General features: G+C 65.4%; 19 protein-coding genes. 11 read left to right on the top strand and 8 right to left on the bottom strand.

Features of this window, described 5'->3' with window-relative positions:
* The first annotated feature begins 12 nt into the window (after positions 1-12).
* Complete coding sequence (locus IFT58_RS06530) at positions 13-951, top strand: hypothetical protein (RefSeq protein WP_192094242.1); 939 nt, start codon at positions 13-15, stop codon at positions 949-951.
* A 46-nt stretch (positions 952-997) separates the two neighbouring features.
* Here IFT58_RS06530 and IFT58_RS06525 read toward each other — a convergent pair whose 3' ends face one another.
* The gene (locus IFT58_RS06525; RefSeq protein WP_249405633.1) at positions 998-1,177 is read right to left on the bottom strand and encodes a DUF1272 domain-containing protein; all 180 of its coding nucleotides are present in this window, start codon (positions 1,175-1,177) and stop codon (positions 998-1,000) included.
* A gap of 40 nt (positions 1,178-1,217) precedes the next feature.
* A complete protein-coding gene (locus IFT58_RS06520) occupies positions 1,218-1,580 on the bottom strand; it encodes a hypothetical protein (protein WP_192094240.1) in 363 nt (120 codons plus the stop codon).
* A 196-nt stretch (positions 1,581-1,776) separates the two neighbouring features.
* On the opposite strand from IFT58_RS06520, the gene IFT58_RS06515 reads away from it, so the two are divergent.
* The gene (locus tag IFT58_RS06515; protein ID WP_188325101.1) at positions 1,777-2,418 is read left to right on the top strand and encodes a hypothetical protein; all 642 of its coding nucleotides are present in this window, start codon (positions 1,777-1,779) and stop codon (positions 2,416-2,418) included.
* Between the two features lie 156 nt (positions 2,419-2,574).
* Here IFT58_RS06515 and IFT58_RS06510 read toward each other — a convergent pair whose 3' ends face one another.
* A complete protein-coding gene (locus tag IFT58_RS06510) occupies positions 2,575-3,630 on the bottom strand; it encodes a hypothetical protein (RefSeq protein WP_192094239.1) in 1,056 nt (351 codons plus the stop codon).
* Between the two features lie 1,024 nt (positions 3,631-4,654).
* A complete protein-coding gene (gene treA / locus IFT58_RS06505) occupies positions 4,655-6,277 on the bottom strand; it encodes an alpha,alpha-trehalase TreA (RefSeq protein ID WP_192094238.1) in 1,623 nt (540 codons plus the stop codon).
* A 116-nt stretch (positions 6,278-6,393) separates the two neighbouring features.
* On the opposite strand from treA, the gene IFT58_RS06500 reads away from it, so the two are divergent.
* Together IFT58_RS06500 and IFT58_RS06495 are read left to right on the top strand one after the other, a co-directional pair.
* Positions 6,394-7,314, top strand: coding sequence for a hypothetical protein (locus IFT58_RS06500; RefSeq protein WP_192094237.1), 921 nt, complete (start codon positions 6,394-6,396; stop codon positions 7,312-7,314).
* Between the two features lie 281 nt (positions 7,315-7,595).
* Positions 7,596-8,102, top strand: coding sequence for a hypothetical protein (locus tag IFT58_RS06495; RefSeq protein ID WP_192094236.1), 507 nt, complete (start codon positions 7,596-7,598; stop codon positions 8,100-8,102).
* 89 nt (positions 8,103-8,191) lie between these two features.
* On the opposite strand, the gene IFT58_RS06490 is transcribed toward IFT58_RS06495, so the two are convergent.
* The gene (locus IFT58_RS06490; protein ID WP_192094235.1) at positions 8,192-8,353 is read right to left on the bottom strand and encodes a hypothetical protein; all 162 of its coding nucleotides are present in this window, start codon (positions 8,351-8,353) and stop codon (positions 8,192-8,194) included.
* Between the two features lie 44 nt (positions 8,354-8,397).
* On the opposite strand from IFT58_RS06490, the gene IFT58_RS06485 reads away from it, so the two are divergent.
* The gene (locus IFT58_RS06485) at positions 8,398-9,315 is read left to right on the top strand and encodes a hypothetical protein (RefSeq protein WP_192094234.1); all 918 of its coding nucleotides are present in this window, start codon (positions 8,398-8,400) and stop codon (positions 9,313-9,315) included.
* A 28-nt stretch (positions 9,316-9,343) separates the two neighbouring features.
* Here IFT58_RS06485 and IFT58_RS06480 read toward each other — a convergent pair whose 3' ends face one another.
* A complete protein-coding gene (locus IFT58_RS06480; RefSeq protein WP_192094233.1) occupies positions 9,344-10,288 on the bottom strand; it encodes a LysR family transcriptional regulator in 945 nt (314 codons plus the stop codon).
* Positions 10,289-10,382: 94 nt separating this feature from the next.
* On the opposite strand from IFT58_RS06480, the gene IFT58_RS06475 reads away from it, so the two are divergent.
* Positions 10,383-11,585, top strand: coding sequence for an MFS transporter (locus IFT58_RS06475; protein ID WP_249405611.1), 1,203 nt, complete (start codon positions 10,383-10,385; stop codon positions 11,583-11,585).
* A 42-nt stretch (positions 11,586-11,627) separates the two neighbouring features.
* Here IFT58_RS06475 and IFT58_RS06470 read toward each other — a convergent pair whose 3' ends face one another.
* The gene (locus IFT58_RS06470) at positions 11,628-12,170 is read right to left on the bottom strand and encodes an ankyrin repeat domain-containing protein (protein WP_192094232.1); all 543 of its coding nucleotides are present in this window, start codon (positions 12,168-12,170) and stop codon (positions 11,628-11,630) included.
* A gap of 58 nt (positions 12,171-12,228) precedes the next feature.
* The gene (locus IFT58_RS06465; RefSeq protein WP_192094231.1) at positions 12,229-13,743 is read right to left on the bottom strand and encodes a catalase; all 1,515 of its coding nucleotides are present in this window, start codon (positions 13,741-13,743) and stop codon (positions 12,229-12,231) included.
* Between the two features lie 190 nt (positions 13,744-13,933).
* On the opposite strand from IFT58_RS06465, the gene lexA reads away from it, so the two are divergent.
* From lexA to IFT58_RS06440, 5 genes are all read left to right on the top strand, one after another.
* Positions 13,934-14,548 carry a transcriptional repressor LexA gene (gene lexA / locus IFT58_RS06460; protein WP_188325090.1) on the top strand — a complete coding sequence of 205 codons (615 nt, stop codon included), beginning with the start codon at positions 13,934-13,936 and terminating at the stop codon, positions 14,546-14,548.
* 1 nt (position 14,549) lies between these two features.
* Positions 14,550-15,176, top strand: a complete 627-nt coding sequence (imuA, locus tag IFT58_RS06455) for a translesion DNA synthesis-associated protein ImuA (RefSeq protein ID WP_188325089.1) — start codon at positions 14,550-14,552, stop codon at positions 15,174-15,176.
* A 9-nt stretch (positions 15,177-15,185) separates the two neighbouring features.
* Positions 15,186-16,604, top strand: a complete 1,419-nt coding sequence (locus tag IFT58_RS06450) for a DNA polymerase Y family protein (RefSeq protein ID WP_192094230.1) — start codon at positions 15,186-15,188, stop codon at positions 16,602-16,604.
* Entirely contained in the window at positions 16,601-19,816 is a 3,216-nt protein-coding gene (locus IFT58_RS06445) for an error-prone DNA polymerase (RefSeq protein WP_192094229.1), read from the top strand. Before IFT58_RS06450 ends, IFT58_RS06445 begins: the two co-directional genes overlap by 4 nt.
* A 149-nt stretch (positions 19,817-19,965) precedes the next feature.
* Positions 19,966-20,139: a hypothetical protein gene (locus tag IFT58_RS06440; protein WP_192094228.1), complete on the top strand. Its 174-nt coding sequence runs from the start codon at positions 19,966-19,968 to the stop codon at positions 20,137-20,139.
* Positions 20,140-20,482: the final 343 nt, after the last annotated feature.

Raw genomic sequence — 20,482 nt, 5'->3', positions numbered from 1 at the left:
GGCCGGAGTGCCATGAACGCCAGAACGAGATCGACCCTACACGCAACCGCACGTGCCGGCATCGCCGCATTGCTGCTTTCGACCGGCTGCGCCTGGACCAGCAAGGAATCAGTGCTCTCCTCCGACACCTTGAAGGTCGTCGCAGTCACCGAGAGCAGATTGGACATCAACATCAGCGAGTACCGGCACTACACAACGTACGTGCTGTACCTCGACGGTGAAAAGCTGTCCGACAAAGCGTTCGCCTCGCTGCTGCAGGACCCGGAAGCCGCCAACGATACCTTCGTGCACAGCGATGTGGTCGTGCTCGCCGATGATGCGATATTGCTGGCCTCGCACAATCGCGATTCGACGCGCTGCTGGACGACGCGACTGCTCGCGGGGAAGGGCAAGGCCAGGGTCGAGACGATCAAGACAAGCTCGACGGACTGCTCCCCGAGTGAGGCAGCGCCTGGCTGGCAGACACTCTATGACGAGGAAAGCAATGTGCTGCTGGTGCGCGAGCGGCCCTTCCATGTCTATCCGATAGCGGGGTACTGGTGGGTGCTTTGGATAGAGGGCGACGTCGTCGCGCTCTACAACGACGACTCGGATCGAGAGCGGCTGATTGTCAGGCTCGTGCGGGTATCCACCGATGAGCTGCTTGCCGAGCAACTGCTGCCCATGCAGACGTATGCCGAGGCAGACCTGCTTCATGCATCGCCGGACGTGCGGCGGAAGTGGCTGTTGGACAACTTCGCCGTCTCGATGAAGACGCCGGTGTCGCTCCAGCTACGTCCTGACAACCAGCTAGAGGTCCTACCGCCTGGCCGCTGGGCGGAATACCAGGAAACTGCACGGCAGAACAGCGAAGCGGATGCCCGTGCACGCGCCGCCGGTGAGGCAAAGCTCGAGGCCTTGTACAGGGAAGTGCGGGAAGAAGAAGCCGCGCGGCAACCACCTGCCAAGTGAGTCCGGCACGAGACGGGGTGTCGACGGCAGCCGACTGAAGTCGGCTCTACCCGGCGGCTGGATTCCGTGTGGGCCTTCTGCAAAGTTCGCCGGCGCAGTTCGGGCATCGCTGCTTCAGCGTGGTGTCCACGCAACGGGTGCAGAACGTGCATTCGAACGAGCAGATCCAGGCATCTGTCGAGGTTGCAGGAAGATCAACATCGCAGCATTCGCAATGGGGGCGCATCTGCAGCATGAGGCGGCACTCCACATGGAGAAAGGGAGGCTCAGGCGAAATGCCAGAGCGTGGCAACGACGGTGCCCAGGATGCCCAGTACGATCAGAATGCCCATCAACAGCCAGCAAGCATGTAACAGGAACTGACCTGCACGACCTATCACGTACGTGCCTGCTGCTACGCCCAGTAGAGACAGGCTGAAGCGTATGGGTTTGGACCAGGCCACGCCCGGCTCCACGGCGTAATTGACCAGGGCCACGGCGAGCACGGAGATGAAGAATCCGATGACGGCCCAGAAAACGGAAAACTCGAACATCCCGGGCGCTGGTGGCACGTCGGCCAACATGGCTTCTTCAGCATCATAGTAGGCGACCGTGCCATCGCCCCGTTGCTTTGAATACCCTCTTGCCATCGCGGCGTCGCTCCTTGCATGCCCTGTTCCGATGCACGACGTTACCCAACGGCGGACCGATTTTCCAGCGGTCCGGCTCGGAATTTCATGTTGGCTTCTCGCAGTGCTTACGGCATACGCTGCAGATTGGGCCGCTCGCGCTGCCGCCTCACTCCACCTGCGGCGGGCGCCCTGACAGACGCACGAGGATCCCACGTTGCTCCAGACCCTGCTCCACTACGCACCCCTGATTACCGCCGTGATGGCAGGCGTGACGGCCCTTATCTGGATCGTCTACCTCAACGTCTTCCTGTCCAGCTACCGGCGGCAGCGGCGACCGTCGATCCTGATCACCTCCGGGGCAGGGCGGGGCATGAATGCGCACTGCTTCGTCACCAACCTTGGTCTGGAGCCGGTGTTTCTGCTGGACATCATGTTCGACCTCACCCAGCCCGATGGCACCCGCATCCGCGCGATCATTCCCGAGCGTAACGAGCAGTGGGCTAGTGGTGACGAGCCCGATTCGGGCGATGCGCGGCGGGCGACCAACGTGGGGCCGCTGAGCAGTGGCGAGGAGATCGATATCGGGCGATTCTCCACGATGATCAACCGGGCCTGCGCGGAGAATCCGGATATCACTGCGGACATGCCGCTGGCCTCACTGGAAATCACGGTGGTGGTGATTACCGCTGCGCGGGCGGAGCTCTGCGCGGCGTCACGCGGTTACCGCGTGGAGGAAACTGCCGGGAACGGAGTCCGTCTGCGCCCGACCACCATCAAGGCGCGGCAGTTGCAGGGTTTCTTCGCGCGCCGCCGGCTGACGCGCCATCTGGTGCAGCAGCTCAGCCAGGAAAGCTGACCGCCGAAACGCATCAGGCCACCCGAAGGTGGCCTGATGCGATGCAGGTCTGCGATCTCAGAAGAAGATCGCGTACAGGATCAAGAGCGGAATCGGCACGCCCAGGAACCACAGCAGCAAGGTCTTCATGAAAGCTCTCCTTGGTGGGAAATGAAGTTACAGGTCACGGCGACGGCCGCCCCACGTGGCGCTGAGGCTGGCGAAGAACGCGCCGATCAGCAGGGTGATGAACAGCCACAGTGCGGCATAGGCAGATGCCTTGCGGGCGTCATCGGCCGCCTTCATGGCGGTGGTCTTGGCTTCTTCCAGCGCTGCACGCATGCGGGTCTGCACGTCGGTGACGCGCGCCTGTGCTTCAGCCTGGCTCATGCCGGTTTCGCGGGCAATCAGCTGGGCCAGGTACTGCGTGTCGGCCGGATTCAGGCCTTCCGAACGCAGGCTGGACACGATGATGCGGTTCACTTCGCTGCGGACTTCGCGGCGATCTGCACCACGCTCGTTGCCCGGCATCGGACGCGGCGGCGGCGGGACGTTACCCGGCGCAGCAGGGGCCGCAGCGGTCGGCGATGGCATGGCACCCGGTGCCAACGGTGCCGGCGGCGGCGGCGCTGCCGGATCGGTCGATGCGTTGCGGAACAGCGAGTCGACCCAATAATCCAGATCACCTTCCTGGGTGCCCATCGCGGCCGAGCCTGCACCTGCGGCGGCAACGCCGACGGTGGACGCTGCAGCGCCTGCAGTCGCGCCGGCAACCTTCGCACCGGCACCGAGGATGCCGCCGATGGCGGAGGTCAGCAGCGCAGCGGTCAGCAGGGTGGCAACGGCCCACGACACGAAGCCGTGTGCGGTATCGCGGAAGTAGGTCTCGTCACCGTGCAGGCCCGCCCACTTGGTGCGCAGACGGCCGGCCAGATAGCCACCGAGCGCCGATGCCGCGATGGCGGTGAAGGTCAGCCACGCGACGCTGGTCCAGCCGAACGTTTCCTTCGACACGCCATCGAATGACCACGGGGAAACCGACGACAGCCCAAGGCCGACGCCCAAGATCAACAGGATCAGCGAGAGCGCGGCAGCACCGATAGCGCCGGCCAGGATGGCGCCCCAGGAGACGGCGCTTTCGTGCGTAGGGGCGACGATCGCCGGTGTGCTGACTACCGTTGCCACATCGGCACCGAGGGGTCTGCGATCTTCGTAATCGCTGCGGGTATTCATGGGATGACGCTCCGTATCTGTGCGCTGCCGATGCAGCGTGCGCCATGAGGCTGCGCGTTTCGTTGTGAAAGTTTTCGAATGGCCGTTTCACGCTGGTTTCATGGAGTTAGCCGAGCGGTGCCGCCGCGCTTGGGACACTGGGTGGGTCAGGGGAACAACTTGTCTCCCGTCAATCAGGTGTATCCATAGTCGGCACTTACAAATTTCCTTCGGTTATTGGCGCGAGCGCGGGAGAAGCATGCGAGCCTCTTAGTCCTCTGTGGTCCCTGACCAGTAACTTGCAGGTGCGCTCTTTCCAATGTGCGCGTAGCATTCAGCTGCGCATGGAGCGCCTTTCAAATCAGGGGGAAAGATGAAGATCAAAATGACTGTGACGAGTTTTCTCGTCGCAACTACTGCGTGTGGATGTATGAATCTGGCGACGAAGCCTTCAGAAATTACCGGTTCATACACGTCTGACATGAAGTACGCGCGTAACAGCTGCGATGAGCTTGGTATTGAGATTAATTCACTAGCTCGTCGGGAAGACCAACTTACAACGGCTCAAGAGCAAAGAAGGAAGTCCAGCAAAGTTCAAGCTTTCTGGGTGGGATATGGTAATGGCGACGGTATCGAGGCTTCAGAGCTCGCTAATGTAAGGGGTGAGAAGGAGGCCGTGCGTCGCGCATTTGATAAGCAGCGCTGTGAGACTGGGCGTGAGGCTACGCGAGCAGTCGTCTCTTCCGGTGTGGTCGGCCGTACAGGGTCTGGCAGTGTTGTCACCCAGACTCAGACAACGGGCGCGTCTTGGCGCGACTGGGCGGGGCAAAATGGGGAACCCAAGAAGAAGCCCCTCTATCTTTGCTCTAAAGGAGACGGTACGGAGGTAGTGAGCGCAGAGCCGGCCGTTGGCTGCAGGGTCATACCCGCGCATTAAGCCTTACGCACCGCGAGATTGCCGTTCGCGGACAGGATCATCGAGCGGGTGCCTTGCACCTGCTCGGCACTTCTAAAGCAAGCGCGGCTGCAAGTCTTCAGTTTTGCACTACGGAGATGATGAGTCTTCCACGTCGGCTGCACTGTCACAGCGCTTCTTCGCTGCACACAGCCGATCCAGCAGCGCCAGCGTCACGCCGTTGCTCCAGCCGAAGCCATCCTGCAACGGGTATTCGCCGCCACCACCACCGCCGGCGGACCCATCCACGACGTATTTCTCCACCAGTTTCTGTTCGCCGTCGTAGACCGATTGCACGGTCTGCAGGAAGCGCACACCGACCTTCCGCGCCAGCGTGTCCTGGCCATAGTGCTGAAGCCCGTCCACGGCAACCCACTGCAGCGGCGCCCAGCCGTTGGGCGCATCCCACTGTTGGCCGGTGGTGATGGTCGTGGTCAGCAGGCCGCCCTGTTTCACCAACTGCTGTTCGACCGCATCGGCCGTGCGGCGTGCCTGCGGCCGGGTTGCCACCTTCAGCCACAGCGGGAACAGTGCCGCCGCCGTGAGGGCCGGGCGCGTCTGCCCACTGCGCAGGTCACGGTCGACATACCAGCCCTGTTCCGCGTCCCACAGGGCGCTGTTGATGGCGCGGGCGCGGTCGTCGGCCTTCTGCTTGAAGGCGCGGCGGCCCGCACGGTCACCGGTTGCGCCACTGGCACGCGCGATCGTGACTTCCAGGTGGTACAGCAGACTGTTCAGATCCACTGGGACGATATCGGTGGTGCGGATGCTGGACAACGCCGACGGATCATCCAGCCAGCGCGAGCTGAAATCCCAGCCGGATTCAGCGCCGGCCCGCAGATCGCGGTAGACCTGTGACGGTGCACGCTGCGGTGCCTGCGCGGCCGTTGCCAAGTCGTCCGTCCACGATTCGGTGCGTGGCACCGCGCGGGCATCGTAGTAGCGGTTCAGTACGCTGCCGTCGGCCAGCTTCACCACGCGGGTCTGCGCGGTGCCGGCCGCCATGGCCTCAGCGCCGGTCATCCAGAAGGCATGCTCCGCGCGCAGCTGGGGCAGGTAGCGTCGGTAGGCCTCGTCGCCTTCGTGCGTCGCCAGCAGATCCACCATCAGGCTGAAGAAAGGCGGTTGCGAGCGGCTGAGGTAGTAACTGCGGTTGCCGTTGGGAATGTGGCCGTAGGTATCGATCTGGTAGGCGAAGTTGTCCACCATGTCGCGTACCAACTGCCATTGCTGGCTGCTCGCCAACCCAAGCAGCGTGAAGTAGCTGTCCCAGTAATACACCTCGCGGAAGCGACCGCCGGGCACGACATACGGCTTGGGCAGCGGCAGCAGCGAGCCATGCGGATCCACCGTGCCAGTCTGCCGGGTCAGCACCGGCCACAGACCGTCGATGTGCGCGCGCAGTGTCTCGCCCGCCGGCGGGGTGTATGCCTTGGCCTCGGCAGGCATCTCAAAGTTGTCGCTGACAAAGGTCTGCAGCGCGTAGCCCGGTTGGAGCTGCTCACGATGCCAAGCACCCAGCACGTCGGCAGGCGCACGGCGGGGTATCGCGTCAGCAAACGTCTTCTGGTCGGGAAACAGATGAGCGCCCTGGACCTGTTGAAACAGCGGCTGCAACTGTTGATCGGGTGGTATTGGATCGGCGGCAGCGGCGATGCCACTCCACAGCAGGGGGGACAGGAACAGGCCGGCCAGGCCGTGGGATGCGCGCATGGGCATGCCTCAGGATGAGCGTGGAATCCACTGTAATACGGGCTGCCGCCAGCGGCGGGTGATGACATGTCGCGCCTGCCGGGTAAAGTGGGCAGGGATTGAATCAAGGACGACACATGCGCAGGGATCAACCGCCAAAGGGGCCGCTCAAACCCGCGCTCACCCTCGTTGGGCTTCTGCTGTGTGTGGTTGCCGCTGTCGTCTGGTGGTCAGGGCAGGGCACATCTTCCGTCGAACCCGCGAATGACGGGGACGTAGCGGTCACGAGATCGACTGGAGTGTCCGGGGACCAGAGCGGTGCGCCGGAGACACCGCGCAGCAATCCAGCGACGGCGGCGTCGCGTGTGCTGGAACTTCGGCGCGACGCGGAAGCCGGCGACCCGGTCGCCATGCGCGAGCTTTCCGAGCTGATCCTGAATTGTAGTTTTGGACTCAACCGGGGAAGCGATTTCTGGAGCGGCGTTGAGTCCACGGCATCGCGGTTGAATCCTGTCGATCAGGCTGCGCTGCGCGCTGCCGCCACCCGCGTGGGATCGCAGTGCGAGAACCTCCGGCTTGGCAGCCAAAAGGAGCACGTGCTGCTGTACCGTCAGCTTCTTGCTGATGCTGCGGAAAGTGGTGATCTGCTGGCGCGCTTGCGTCAACGCGGCCGCGCGTTTACGCCGGAGACGCAGGCGGCATTGCCGGATGATGCGGACACCCTCATCGACGACGCACTGGCTTCCGACGATCCGCGCGCATTGTATGAGCTGTCGATGATCTACTTACCGACAGTGCAGAGGGCGCCTCCCCGCTTTGGTATTGGCAGCACCCCGTACGACCACACGGCGCTGATCCTGCTGGCCTGCGAACGTGGAATGGACTGCGGGATGGAATCGGTTCGCCACGATGAAACGTGCCTCATAGGCTTGATGTGCGGTGAGACGTTTGAAGGCATGGTGCGCAAGCGGGCACAGGGGGATGGTGAAATGGAGCGGGTGAATGAGCGCCTTGAGTGGCTGCGCAGACTGCTTGATGAGATGCATTCGGGGCGCTGATGCGGAGCGCGCGCTGCCGCCGAGCATGGCGCGGCGCTACCGGTGTCCGACCGTCTTCAGTTGGATATCCATGGACAGTGAGGTGGGAGTGTCAGCGCCGGTCAGGGCAGTGAGACGTCGGCGATCGATCTCAAGATTGCAGGAAGCCTGATAGCGGGAAGCGGCGGCGGCTGTGCACGATGACGGGGCTGGGGCCTTCGCTCCAGTCGGAATTGACGTTCCGCTCAGAAATGTGACGCGCTCTGTTGTAGCCCTCCGGGCACGGCGGAGAATGTACTGCCATGCCGGTTCTGCGGCAGGCGGTGCGCGGGGATCTCTCGATCCGCCGGTTTTGCGCGTCATGTTTCCCGGTACGTCAACCCGCATCGCCTGCCACCCTGCGCTTCGGCGCGGGTGGCGCTTCCGTGCTGCGAGAGCCTGCCATGTCACGTCACTATCCGCCCGCCCACCGCCTGCATGCGCTGATCGGCGACGCCGTACTCGACCTGCCTGCGCGTGCCGTCGAAAAACTTGAGGCGCTGCTTGCCGATCACCCGGTGCTGGCGTGTCTGTGCGATCCGGCGGCGCGCGCTGCGTGGCTGCTTGCCGCATCAAACAGGCGTGTGAACCCGACAGTAGAACAGCGCCGGCTGCATGGGCTGTCGGCCATTCTCGAAATACTCCACGCCGAACACCTGAGTCTGTACGACGGCGGCAGTGAGCCGATTCTTGGACAGGAGCTGGTGGAAGGACTGCTGGTGGCGAGTCGCGAGCTGGTCAAGCCGGTCGATGGGCGGGCAGGTGCTTGAAGGCTGCCGCCGGTCGCGGATGGCGTCATGCAGAAACTGACGGCCAGCGGCCGTCACTACCCGATGCAGCCGTGCGGGCTCGTTCGGAGTTACTGCGGGTTGTCGTCAGTGGGCGTACGCGGTGGCAACTGACTCACCGGCGAGCGCTTGTTCGAGATGCGCACGATGAACCAGACGACCAGCGCGATACCGACCGGAATCAAAAGCAGGATCAACAGGATCAGGATGTGCCAGACGCTGAAACTTCCCATGGTGATCGTCCTTGAGGATGAGCGCCCGATGCTAGCATCCGGTGGTGAACGTACTTGATGACGGATCGGATGTGGCAATGCGCAGACGACGTGCGCGAAGAAGCAGCGTGATCGCCTGGTGTGCCGCCTTGGTAATCGTGATTCTGCTGATCATGGGGAGGCAGGAGCGGACAGGCATGGACGTTGTCGGCTCGCCGGAGACAAGTCGGCCGGACAGAACACCAATCCCTGCATCTGTGCCATCTGTGGACCCGGCCGTGCATCAGGTGCCGATGCCGGAAGCCCAGGCACAGGTTCACACGGTCAGCGCCCTGAAGCGCTCAGCGCAAGCCGGTGATGCTGCGGCCATGCGGCAGCTGGCGGGGATCGGTGTGCGCTGCGTGGGAATGGGCTACGCACGGTCGAGGTTCGACAGCACGGTGGATGCGGTGTCGGCGAACCTTGCACGTGGTGATCAGGTCACCGCAGCGCAGTACCGCGCCGCCGCCGGGCGTCTGAAGCTGCAGTGCGACGCGTTGCGGCTCGCCCCGGATCAGATGCAGGCCACCGCGCATCAGTGGCGTAGGCAGGCAGCAGACGCCGGCGACCTTTCTGCACGCATCATCGAGCGGAATGCCACAGGGAGCGGTGAGGCGGTGACCGGGCTACTCGACGAGGCGCTGGCGGGTGGGGACGGTGAAGCCCTGAAGGAGATGGGGGTGCTGTTGTCCAGTCTGCTTGTGAAAGAGATTGATCCCGATGTGGGCATGAAACTGTCCGAGCAGGATGCCTATGCGGTCAGCTTGCTCGCTTGCGAGCGTGGGCTGGAGTGCGGGCCGGAATCTGCCATGGCGGACGAGATGTGTCTTTCCGGGCTGATGTGCAACGGCAGGGGCTACGATGAAGAGGTGCGCGAGAACCTGCGGATGCGTGGCGAGATGCAGCGCACCGAGGCGCGCATGGATATGTTTCGAGGGCTGTGAGAAGAGCGCCGCCGAGCATGGCTCGGCGCTACCGCAGGCGCATGCCTTCGATGCCCGGAATGCTCTCGCGGATGGCATCCAGGAACAGCTGCAGGCGCGCCGGACGATGGCGACCTGCGGGAAACACCAGATGCACCGGCAGCGGTGCGGCTTCCCAGCCGGGCAGTAACTGCTGCAGGCGGCCGCTGCGCAGATCGTCGGCCATCAGCCAAGCCGAGCCGATGCCCACGCCCAGTCCTTCGCGAACGGCCTGATGCAGGACGAACAGGTTGTCGGTCAGCAGGCGGGGCTGGATGGCGATGCGTTCGCTGGTCTTGCCGGTGCCTGCTCCCTGGCAGCGCTGCAGTTGCACGCTCTCGCGATAGAAACTGGTGAGTGATACCCACGGCAGGGCGGCAAGGGCGGCGGGGTGCGTTGGCAGCGGGTCCGGCATCTGCGATGCAGCGCAGACCACGATGCGCGGTACATCGGCCACATGGACGGCCACCACGTCCTGCTGCTCGAGGGGGCCTACGCGGATGGCGCAGTCCATGCCTTCGGCAACGAGATCGGACGGACCATCGTGCAGCCGCCATTCCAGGCTGATCTGCGGGTACCGGCGCAGGAAGGCCAGCATCGGCGGCATCAACTGGGCCTGGCCGAATGCATGCGGGACCATCACCCGCAGGCGTCCGCTGGGCTGCTGGGCCGCGCCACGCAGGTCCTGCTCGATGCCCTCCCAGCTGTCCAGCAATTGGCGCGCGTGCTGCAGGCAACGCTCGCCGTCATGGGTCAGCTGCATGCCATGGGTGGAGCGCTGCAGCAGGCGCAGGCCGAAATGCCGCTCCAGTGCCTGCAGGCGGCGGCTGATGGTCGGCTGGGTGGTGCCGAGTTGGCTGGCCGCTGCGGAAAGGCTGCCGGCATCGACGATGCGCACGAAGGTGCGCAGCAGATCGATGCGGTCGGCATTGAGGGCGGTTACCGGCTTGGTCATGCGTCTGGCGTATGGGGCTGATGCGGCAAAGCCTACTACACGTCGCATCCAGGCAGGAGGAGACTGCGCGGCATTCCCTCCAAGGCATCTTCCCATGTCCATTGCGCATGACATCCCTGCTCCCACCCTGGGCTCCGTTGCACCGGCTGCCTTGCCTGCCATGCTGGTCCCGGTGATGGCCGCCGGCGCCGGTTTCAGCGTGGCGTCGCTGTACTACGCGCAGCCGATGTTGGGCGCGATGGGGGCCTCCCTGGGCGCAGGGGATGCGGCTATCGGCCTGGTGCCCACGGTGACCCAGCTCGGCTACGCCGCAGGTATTGCGTTGCTGGCGCCGCTGGGGGATCGCTTCGAACGGCGGCGGATCATCTTGGTGAAGTCGCTGCTGCTGGGTGCCGCGCTGCTGGCGGCGGGCCTGTCCGGCCACCTGCCGGGTGTGTTGATCGCCAGTCTGCTGGTCGGCTTGATGGCCACAGTGGCGCAGGACGTGGTGCCGGCAGCCGCTACGCTGGCCGCGCCGGAACATCGCGGCGCGCTGGTGGGCAAGGTGATGACCGGCCTGCTGCTGGGCATCCTGCTGTCGCGCGTGGTCAGCGGCGTGGTCGCCGAACAATGGGGCTGGCGGGTGATGTTCCTCGCTGCCGCCGTGTCGGTGGTTCTGATGGGGGTGCTGTTGCGCATCACCCTGCCACGTTTCGCGCCGACCACCACCTTGGGCTACGGCGCGCTGCTGCGATCGATGGGCGCACTGTGGATGCAGCTGCCGCCGCTGCGCCGTGCGGTCTTGGCGCAGGCGCTGCTGGCGATGGGCTTCAGCGCGTTCTGGTCCACCTTGGCGCTGATGCTGCATGCCCGGTTTGGTATCGGCAGTGCGGGGGCAGGGGCGTTCGGTATCGCCGGTGCGGCCGGCGCATTGGCAGCGCCGTTTGCAGGTCGCTTCGCTGATCGCCTGGGTACCCAGCGCGTGGCACGCCTGGCCATTGGCATCGCGTTGATCGGCTTTGCCAGCCTGCTGCTGGACGGCGTGCTGCCCACGTCGCTGCGCCTGGTGCTGCTGGCAGTGAGTGCGGTGATTTTCGACTTCGGCTTCCAGGCAGCGCTGGTTTCGCACCAGACGCTGGTCTACGGCCTGCAGGCGGAAGCGCGCAGCCGCTTGAACGCCCTGTTGTTCACCGGCGTGTTCGTGGGCATGGCGGCGGGTGGTGGCCTGGGCGCGGTGGCCTTGGCGCAGGGCGGATGGCATGCGGTGGTGTTGCTGGCCTGCGGCACCAGCGCGCTGGCATTGTGGGTGCGGCGGTAAGTGGTCTCCGGCTGCTTCAGGTTGCCGTGTGGGGGTGCTTCATCAGCGGGCGAATTCGCCGCGTTGCAGCTGCTCTGCACTGTTGCCGGCGGCATCCTTGAGATCCAGGTTGGCACCGTGGGCAGCCAACTGCTGCAGGATGTCGCGGCGCTGGAACAGGGCCGCATACATGGCGGCGGTCTGGCCGGCATGGTTGCGCTGGTCGGGTGAGCAGGCGGCACGCATCAGGCGCTGGGCGATGCGCAGCTCCCCTTTGAAGATGGCCCCCATCAGCGCGGTGTTGCCGCGTTTGTCCTGGGCGCAGGGATCCGCACCGGCGGCCAGCAGTTGATCCACCGCTTCGGCATGACCGTGGTAGGCGGCGAGGATCAAGGCGGTATAGCCCTTTTCATCGCGGGTCTGCAGGTCGTAGCCGGCGCGGATGAACTCGGCCAGCATCGCTTGCTGTCCGCTGCGTGCGGCATCGAAGTAATAGGTGCGCAGTTGCGCCTGCGCGTCGGCGGCCGACGGTGGGGCCGTGGGTGGAACGGCCCAGGTGGGTGTTGCCAGCAGAAGGGTCAGCAGACCGGTCAGGTAGTAGCGCATTGTGGCTGTCCTTGTGGCCGGGCCCTTTGATGAAAGGGCCCGGCCTTGGCGTTGACGGTCAGTCCTGCAACTCGCTGGCGAGCTGCATCACGCGGTCCAGGTCACCGCCGGCCACGCGGGCTACCCGTGTGCCGTACTCCGGGTCTGCCTTGTACAGGAAGGACAGCATGATGTGCTTGCTTTCATTGTCCGCGCCGGCCAGCGACTGGCCAAAGCTGTGCACCAGGTCCAATTGCTCGCGTCGGCTGTAGGACCGGTACAGATCACCGGCCTGCTTGAAATTCTGCTCACGCGCGATGCCTTTCTGCTGGGTAGTGCCTGACAGCGGCAGGTTGCTGTACAGCGCATGCGCGCTCTGCGGACGCGGCTGCAGCCGGCTGGGCTCGTAGTTCACGCCGCTGTTGCTGTGGCCGGCATTCAGGGCGCCGTCCTGGTTGACGTCGTTGACGGCCACACGGGGCCGATTTACCGGCAACTGCAGGGCATTGGCGCCGATGCGGTACATCTGCGTATCGGCATAGGAAAACACGCGGCCCTGCAGCAGACGATCTTCAGACGGTTCGATGCCGGGCACCAGGTTCGACGGCGCCATGGCCACCTGTTCGGTTTCCTGGAAGACGTTGTCGACGTTCTGGTTCAGCACCATCTGGCCGATCTTCTGTTCCGGCACGTCAGGCCAGATCTTGGTGGCGTCCAGCGGATCGAAATCGAAGGTGGCCAGCTGTTCCGGTGCCAGCACCTGGATGTACAGGTCCCAGCGTGGGTAGTCGCCCCGTTTGATGGCGTCCACCAGGTCACGGGTCATGTGGCTGTAGTCCTTGCCCTGCACGTCCTCTACCTGTGTCGGATCGAGGTTGCGGGTGCCCTGCAGGCTTTTCCAGTTGAACTTGACGTAGTGCACCTCACCGGCGGCATTGACCAGCTTGTACGCATGCACGCCGTTGCCGTCCATGAAGCGGTAGCCCGCCGGTGTGCCCTCGTTGGAATACAACTGGGTCAGCGTGCGGGTGGCTTCAGGCACGTGCGAGAAGAAATCGAAACGACGGGCGTCGTCATCCAGGTTGGTACGCGGATCGGGCTTGAAGGAATGCACCATGTCCGGGAACTTGATGGCGTCGCGGATGAAGAAGGTCGGGAAGTTGTTGCCGACCAGGTCCCAGTTGCCTTCGCGGGTATAGAACTTGGTAGCGAAGCCGCGCGGGTCGCGCAGGGTTTCCGGCGAGTGGTTGCCGTGCACCACCGAGGAAAAACGGACGAACACCGGGGTGGTTTCGCCCGGGGTGAACAGCAGGGCGCGGGTCAATGCGGACACATCGGCACTGGCGGTGAACTCGCCACGCACGCCCGTGCCACGTGCATGCACCACGCGCTCCGGAATGCGCTCACGATCAAAGCGCTGCAGCTTCTGGATCAGCTGCACGTCCTGCAGCAATGCCGGGCCGGTGGCACCGGCGGTCTGGGAGTTCTGGTTGTCGCCCACCGGGGCGCCGTTGTCGCGGGTCAGCGTGGTCTGTGCGAGTAACGGGGCAGCGGGGATGAGCAGGGCAGCTACCAGCAGGCAGGCATGGCGCATAGGGAAAGACTCCGGGAAACGAGTCAGGATCATCCCTGTTGGAATGCGCCGAGGAACAATTGTTTTTTATAATTCAATCAATAGCTTGCTTTGATAATCTGACGCAGGCGTCGCGATTCATGTCGTAAGCGACAGCAGTTGTCAGGCTGAACAATCGGGCTGTCGCTTTTCTGAAAGCGAGGGTGTACAAATGTACACCATGGACCTCAACGACCTCCCTCCCCAACGTGCCGCCGTGCTGGCCTGGTTGCGACAGGCGCTGGCTTCCGGCCAGTCGCCGTCATTGGCCGATATCGCCCATGCCTTCGGTTTTGCCTCGCGCAATGCCGCGCAGAAACACGTGCAGGCGCTGGTCGAGGCCGGGTTGCTGGCGCAGGCGGCGGGTCGCAAGCGTGGCCTGGCCTTGCCCGGCGAGCCGGCCGAGCTGCTTCCGCTGGCGGTGCTGGGGCGGGTGGCCGCGGGCCAACCCATCGGCGCGGATATCGGCCTGGACCAGCAGCTCTGGCTGGACCGGCGGATGTTCTCGCCGCGTCCGGACTACCTGCTGAAAGTGCAGGGCGATTCGATGATCGATGACGGCATCCTGGATGGCGACCTGGTCGGTGTGCACCGCACGCCGAGCGCCCGCGATGGGCAGACAGTGGTCGCGCGCATCGATGGCGAGCTCACCATCAAGCGTCTGCAACAGGATGCAGATGGCGTGCGCCTGCTGCCGCGCAATCCTGCACATGCGCCGATCGTGATCGAAGCCGGGCAGGATTTCGCCGTGGAAGGCGTTTACTGCGGCCTGGTCCGGCAGGGCTGAGATGAACACCGCGCCCGACCTGCAGCAGATGCTGTCCAGCCAGACCCTGTGGCATGCAGGGCGAGGCAGTGCAAAGGAGGGCGTGGAAGGCGAGTCCACCGGGCATGCGGCACTGGATGCGTTGCTGCCGCAGCGCGGCTGGCCACGCCGCGCGCTGACTGAACTGCTGTTGCCGGCCGATGGGGTGGGGGAGCTGCAGTTGCTGCTGCCTACCTTGGCGCGGCTGAGCCAGACCGGCGCGGCGGTGGCGGTGATTGCACCGCCCTACCTGCCCTATGCCCCGGCGTGGCAGGCCGCAGGCGTTTCATTGCAGCACCTGCAGTTGATCGAGGCTTCGCCACGCGATGCCCTGTGGGCATTCGAACAATGCCTGCGCAGCGGTGCCTGCGGCGCGGTGCTGGGCTGGCCGAAGCAGGCCGATGCGCAGGCACTGCGCCGCCTGCAGGTGGCCGCCGATACCGGCCAGTGCCTGGGCTTCGCGCTGCGCGACCGCAAGCACGCAGCCAATCCATCGCCGGCGGCCTTGCGGCTGGAAGCGGTGCGCGAAGGCCACGCCACGCAGTGGCAGGTGCGCAAGTGCCGGGGTGGCCCTGCGCCATCGCAGGCCTTTGCCCTGAGGGCCGGGTGAGGTACGCCGATGCTCTGGGCCTGTATCGTGCTGCCGCAGCTGGCGCTGGATGCCGTCCTTCGCCGTCACCCTGATCCGGACACGCCGCTGGCGTTGATCGGTGGATCGGCGCAGCTACGCACCCTGCACGCGGTCAACGTCGCCGCCGTCCAGGCCGGGCTGCAGGTCGGCATGCGGCTGACCGCCGCGTTGGCGTTGCTGCCGGATTTCCAGATGGTGGAACACGATGCGCAGGCGGATGCGCGCTGGCAGCGCTTCCTCGCCGGCTGGGCGTATCGGCACAGTTCCCTGGTGAGTGCCCAGTGGCCGGGCTGCATCGTGCTGGAAGTGCGCGCCAGCTTCCAGCTGCTGGGGCCGTGGCCGGTATTGCAGGCGCGCCTGCGCGAGGAACTGCAGGCGCTGGGTTTCCAGCACCGCATCGCGATGGCGCCCACCGCACGGGCGGCGATGGTATTGGCTGGTATCCGCGATGGCATGGCCGTGGAAGACATCGCGGCCATGCATGCCCTGCTGGATCGCGTGCCGGTGCGCCGCGCGCGGCTGCCCGATGACCACGGTGCACGGCTGCAGCACATGGGCGTGCCTACGTTGCGCGCCCTGCGTGCGCTGCCCCGCGATGGCCTGCGCCGGCGCTTCGGCCTGCCGCTGCTGGACCATCTGGACCGGCTGTACGGGCAGGCCGATGAAGCCCTGGCCTGGTATGCGCCGCCGGATCATTTCGATTCGCGCGTGGAGCTCGGCTATGAGGTGGAAAACCACATGGCGTTGCTGTTCCCGTTGCGGCGCTTGATCGGCGATCTGTGCACCAGCCTGTCCATCCGCGATGGGGGCGTGCAGCGCTTCGTGCTGCGGCTGGAGCATGAGGAAGGCCATACCGACGTGGAGGTTGGCCTGTTGGCTGCCGAGCGCGATGCGACCTTGTTGTTCGAGCTCACCCGCAACCGGCTGGAACGCGCCAGCATCGACCGGCCGGTGGTCGCGGTGCGCCTGTTGGCGCGTGAACTGCCGACTTTCGTACCGGCCAGCCGTGATCTGTTCGATACCCGCAACCAGCAGCAGTTGCCCTGGCCGCAGCTGCGCGAGCGCCTGCGTGCCCGGTTGGGCGATGCATCGGTCTTCCGCGTGGGCCCGGCCGGTGACCCGCGCCCGGAACGGGCCTGGCAGCGCGTGGAAGGGGATGGCATGGCCATCGCCCAAGCGCCTGCGCGGCCGCCACGTCCGTGTTGGCTGCTGCCCACGCCGGTACCGCTGCGTGATGCGCGTGCGCGCATCGTGTCGGGCCCGGAGCGGCTGGAAAGCGGCTGGTGGGATGGGCAGGAGGCACGCCGCGACTATTACGTGCTGGAGACCTCGCAGGGCCAGCAGGCCTGGGCCTTCGCCTTGCCGGGCCAGCAGGGTGACTGGATGCTGCACGGCTGGTTCGCATGAGCCGCATCGAACAACACGACGATGCGCCGTGCAAACGCATGCCGCGTGCGTGGGAAACCCGCGAGCGCCTGGCCGCGGCCAATGATGACCTGCCGCGCGAACAGGATCTGCCGGCCTATGCCGAGCTGCATTGCCTGTCCGATTTCTCGTTCCTGCGTGGCGCGGCCAGTGCCGAAGCCCTGTTCGTGCGCGCGAAGCAGTGTGGTTATGAAGCACTGGCCATCACCGACGAGTGCTCGCTGGCCGGCATCGTGCGCGGGCTGGAGGCCTCACGCGCCACCGGCGTGGCGTTGATCGTCGGTAGTGAGTTCGTGCTGGCGTGTGGGCTGAAGCTGGTGCTGCTGGTGGAAAATCAACGTGGCTATGTGCACCTGTGCGAGCTGATCACCGCCGGACGGCGTGCGGCAGGGAAGGGCAGTTATCGGTTGGCGCGGCAGGATGTGGAGCGGGTGTTGGGCGGTGCAGCCGATGCCGAACTGGGGCTGTTCGCGCTGTGGGTGCCGGGCGCGCAGCCCGATGCCGAACAGGCACTATGGATGCAGCAGGTGTTCGTGCAGCGCACGTGGTTGGCCGTGCACCTGCACCGCGAACGCGACGATGCAGCGCGGCTTGCGCAGCTGCTGGTGCTTTCCGCGCAGCTCGGGATGGAGGCGCTGGCCTGCGGTGATGTGCACATGGACGTGCGGCGTCGCCGTGTACTGCAGGACACCATGACGGCGATCCGCCACGTGCTGCCGTTGTCCGAGTGCGGTGGCTTCCTGTTCCGCAATGGCGAACATCACCTGCGCACGCGGCGCGCGCTGGGCAACATCCATCCCCCTGCCTTGCTGCATGCGGCCGTGGCGCTGGCACGGCGCTGCCAGTTCCGCCTGGACGAGGTGCGCTACCAGTACCCCGCTGAACTGGTGCCCGCAGGCCATACGCCCAGCAGCTGGCTGCGCGCGCTGACGCTGCGTGGCATGCACGAGCGCTGGCCGGATGGCGTGCCCGCAGCGGTGGCCACGCAGATCGACAGCGAACTGCTGCTGATCGCCGACATGAAGTACGAGGCCTTCTTCCTCACCGTGGAAGACATCGTGCGTTTCGCCCGCTCCCGCGACATCCTGTGCCAGGGGCGCGGCTCGTCGGCGAATTCGGCGGTGTGCTTCGCGCTGGGCATCACCGTGGTGAACCCCGCCGAGAGTCGCCTGCTGATGGCGCGTTTCCTGTCGCGCGAACGCGATGAGCCGCCGGATATCGACGTGGATTTCGAGCACGAGCGGCGCGAGGAAGTGCTGCAGTACGTGTACGGGAAATACGGGCGCGAACGCGCGGCACTTGCTGCGACCGTCATCCGTTACCGGGGCAAGAGTGCGGTGCGCGATGTGGCCAAGGCGTTTGGCCTGCCGCCGGACCAGGTGGCCCTGCTGGCGGAATGCTTCGGCTGGGGCAACGGCGAGACGCCGATGGAGCAGCGGCTGGCCGAGGCCGGTTTCGATGCGGCCAATCCGCTGCTGCAGCAGGTGATGGCGGTGACTGAACAGCTGCGCGACCACCCGCGGCATCTGTCCCAGCATGTGGGTGGATTCGTCATCAGCGACGCGTCGTTGAGCACGGTGGTGCCCGTGGAAAACGCGGCGATGGCCGACCGCACCATCATCCAGTGGGACAAGGACGATCTGGAAACGATGAGGATGCTGAAGGTGGACTGCCTGGCGCTGGGCATGCTGACCTGCATCCGCAAGGCAGTGCAGCTGGTGGCGCAGCACCGGGGCCATCGCATCGACCTGGCCCGCCTGCCGGTGGATGACCCGCCCACGTTCGCGATGATCAAGGCTGCCGATACCGTCGGCGTGTTCCAGATCGAGTCGCGCGCGCAGATGAGCATGCTGCCGCGGCTGAAACCGCGGTGTTTCTACGACCTGGTGATCCAGGTCGCGATCGTGCGCCCCGGGCCTATCCAAGGCGGCATGGTGCATCCCTTCCTGCGCCGTCGGCAGGGCCACGAGGCGGTGACGTACCCGTCCGAAGGCATCGAGGAGATCCTGGGCATGACGCTGGGAATTCCATTGTTCCAGGAACAGGTGATGGAGCTGGTGATCCATGCCGGCTACAAGCCGCATGAGGCGGACCAGCTGCGCCGTTCGATGGCGGCATGGCGCAGCGGGGGCGACATGGATTCCCATCGGGAACGCATCCGCGGCCTGATGGAAAAGAAGAATTACAGCTCGGAATTCATCGACCAGATCTTCGAGCAGATCAAGGGCTTCGGTGCCTACGGATTCCCGCAGAGCCACGCCGCTTCGTTTGCCAAGCTGGTGTACATCAGCTGTTTCCTGAAACGGCACGAGCCGGCCGCGTTCGCCTGTGCCCTGCTCAACGCACAGCCGATGGGCTTCTATTCGGCCAGCCAGATCGTGCAGGACGCCCGCCGTGGCAGTGCCGAGCGGGCGGGCGTGCAGGTGCTGCCGGTGGACGTCTGCATCAGCGACTGGGACAACACCCTGGAGGGCGGTGATGCCTGCACGCAGCCGGCGATACGGCTGGGGTTGCGGCAGCTGACCGGCTGCAGCGAAGCGGCGGCGCAGGCGGTGATGGCGGCCCGTGCACAGGCCCCGTTCGCCGATGTGGCCGACCTGTGCCGCCGCGCGCGGCTGGATGGCAAGGCGCGCCAGGTGCTGGCCGATGGCGGGGCGCTGGCCGCGCTGGCGGGCAACCGCAATGCCGCGCGCTGGGCCGTGGCCGGCATCGAGCGGGCCATGCCGCTGCTGCAGGGCAGCCCGGATGAGCAGGACATCGTGTTGCCGGCCCCGAACGTGGCCGAAGAGATGCTGTCCGATTACCGCAGCAGCGGGCTGACCTTGGGCGAACATCCGCTGGCCTTGCTGCGTACCCGCCTGCAGCAGGAACGCGCGCTGGACTCGCGCCAGTTGCGCGGGCTGGCGCACGGGCGCGGCGTGCATACCATCGGGCTGGTCACCCAGCGGCAGAAGCCGGGCACGGCCAACGGGACGGTGTTCGTCACGCTGGAAGACGAGCACGGCATGGTCAACGTGGTGGTGTGGTCCCACCTGGCCCTACGGCGCCGCAAGGCGTTGCTGGGATCACGGCTGCTGGGCGTGCGCGGACGCTGGGAATGCGTGGACGGTGTCCGCCATCTGATTGCCGGCGACCTGCGCGATTACAGCCATCTGCTGGCAGGGCTGAACGCCCCCTCGCGCGATTTCCGGTAATACCGGCCACTGGCCGTCAACCCGCCAATGACGGCCAGCCGCGGTCACTACTCCCTACACACAGTTGACATGGTTTTAAGGTAGGGTGCGCAATCCGCCGGCCCCAGCCCCCTCAGGCCAGGCCCGGCGGATTGTCCTTGGAGGGATGCATGAGCAAGTCCGCTACAGTGGAAACCACTCCCGGTCCGGTGCTGTTGTCCACCCCGGAAGTACAACAGGCACAGCACCTGCTCGCCCGCCAGCAGATCGCGGTGGCGATGGAGCGTGCACGTCATGCCGCCGACGCCGATATCGCCCAGCGCGAAGGCGTCCTGTCGCGCTGAGGCCGGGACGACCCCCGGGTCGTCGCCCCCACCCGCATGCCTTGCCCCCGTCCGCGCACCACCGCGCGGTGAACGGATCTGCACGCTTGGTTCCGCCTCACCCGGCGCATGAACCCGGCGGGCTGTACGCCGCATGCGTGCGCGACGCATCCTGCGGGAGTATCCTGAATGGGGGGAAACGCTATCTCACCCGGCGCATGAACCCGGCGGGCTGTACGCCGCATGCGTGCGCGACGCATCCTGCGGGAGTATCCTGAATGGGGGGAAACGCTATTGCCCCCCTTTCGCGCTCGACTTACACGCATCGTCCTAGACTGAGGTGCAATTTTTGAATCGACCGGGT

Source organism: Stenotrophomonas sp. CFBP 13718 (genome assembly GCF_014842145.1).
GTDB lineage: Bacteria > Pseudomonadota > Gammaproteobacteria > Xanthomonadales > Xanthomonadaceae > Stenotrophomonas.
The sequence above is the reverse complement of the archived record's forward strand: the minus strand, read 5'-3'. Positions and strand labels throughout refer to the sequence as shown.

What these genes read in the sequence shown, in the direction of transcription:
- imuA (WP_188325089.1), top strand. Translation starts at nt 14,550, where the DNA reads ATGAACACCGCGCCCGACCTGCAGCAGATGCTGTCCAGCCAGACCCTG.
- IFT58_RS06440 (WP_192094228.1), top strand. Translation starts at nt 19,966, where the DNA reads ATGAGCAAGTCCGCTACAGTGGAAACCACTCCCGGTCCGGTGCTGTTG.
- IFT58_RS06480 (WP_192094233.1), bottom strand. Translation starts at nt 10,288, where the DNA reads ATGACCAAGCCGGTAACCGCCCTCAATGCCGACCGCATCGATCTGCTG.
- IFT58_RS06470 (WP_192094232.1), bottom strand. Translation starts at nt 12,170, where the DNA reads ATGCGCTACTACCTGACCGGTCTGCTGACCCTTCTGCTGGCAACACCC.
- IFT58_RS06510 (WP_192094239.1), bottom strand. Translation starts at nt 3,630, where the DNA reads ATGAATACCCGCAGCGATTACGAAGATCGCAGACCCCTCGGTGCCGAT.
- IFT58_RS06475 (WP_249405611.1), top strand. Translation starts at nt 10,383, where the DNA reads ATGTCCATTGCGCATGACATCCCTGCTCCCACCCTGGGCTCCGTTGCA.
- IFT58_RS06525 (WP_249405633.1), bottom strand. Translation starts at nt 1,177, where the DNA reads ATGCGCCCCCATTGCGAATGCTGCGATGTTGATCTTCCTGCAACCTCG.
- treA (WP_192094238.1), bottom strand. Translation starts at nt 6,277, where the DNA reads ATGCGCGCATCCCACGGCCTGGCCGGCCTGTTCCTGTCCCCCCTGCTG.
- IFT58_RS06465 (WP_192094231.1), bottom strand. Translation starts at nt 13,743, where the DNA reads ATGCGCCATGCCTGCCTGCTGGTAGCTGCCCTGCTCATCCCCGCTGCC.
- lexA (WP_188325090.1), top strand. Translation starts at nt 13,934, where the DNA reads ATGTACACCATGGACCTCAACGACCTCCCTCCCCAACGTGCCGCCGTG.
- IFT58_RS06495 (WP_192094236.1), top strand. Translation starts at nt 7,596, where the DNA reads ATGCCGGTTCTGCGGCAGGCGGTGCGCGGGGATCTCTCGATCCGCCGG.
- IFT58_RS06490 (WP_192094235.1), bottom strand. Translation starts at nt 8,353, where the DNA reads ATGGGAAGTTTCAGCGTCTGGCACATCCTGATCCTGTTGATCCTGCTT.
- IFT58_RS06500 (WP_192094237.1), top strand. Translation starts at nt 6,394, where the DNA reads ATGCGCAGGGATCAACCGCCAAAGGGGCCGCTCAAACCCGCGCTCACC.
- IFT58_RS06530 (WP_192094242.1), top strand. Translation starts at nt 13, where the DNA reads ATGAACGCCAGAACGAGATCGACCCTACACGCAACCGCACGTGCCGGC.
- IFT58_RS06450 (WP_192094230.1), top strand. Translation starts at nt 15,186, where the DNA reads ATGCTCTGGGCCTGTATCGTGCTGCCGCAGCTGGCGCTGGATGCCGTC.
- IFT58_RS06520 (WP_192094240.1), bottom strand. Translation starts at nt 1,580, where the DNA reads ATGGCAAGAGGGTATTCAAAGCAACGGGGCGATGGCACGGTCGCCTAC.
- IFT58_RS06445 (WP_192094229.1), top strand. Translation starts at nt 16,601, where the DNA reads ATGAGCCGCATCGAACAACACGACGATGCGCCGTGCAAACGCATGCCG.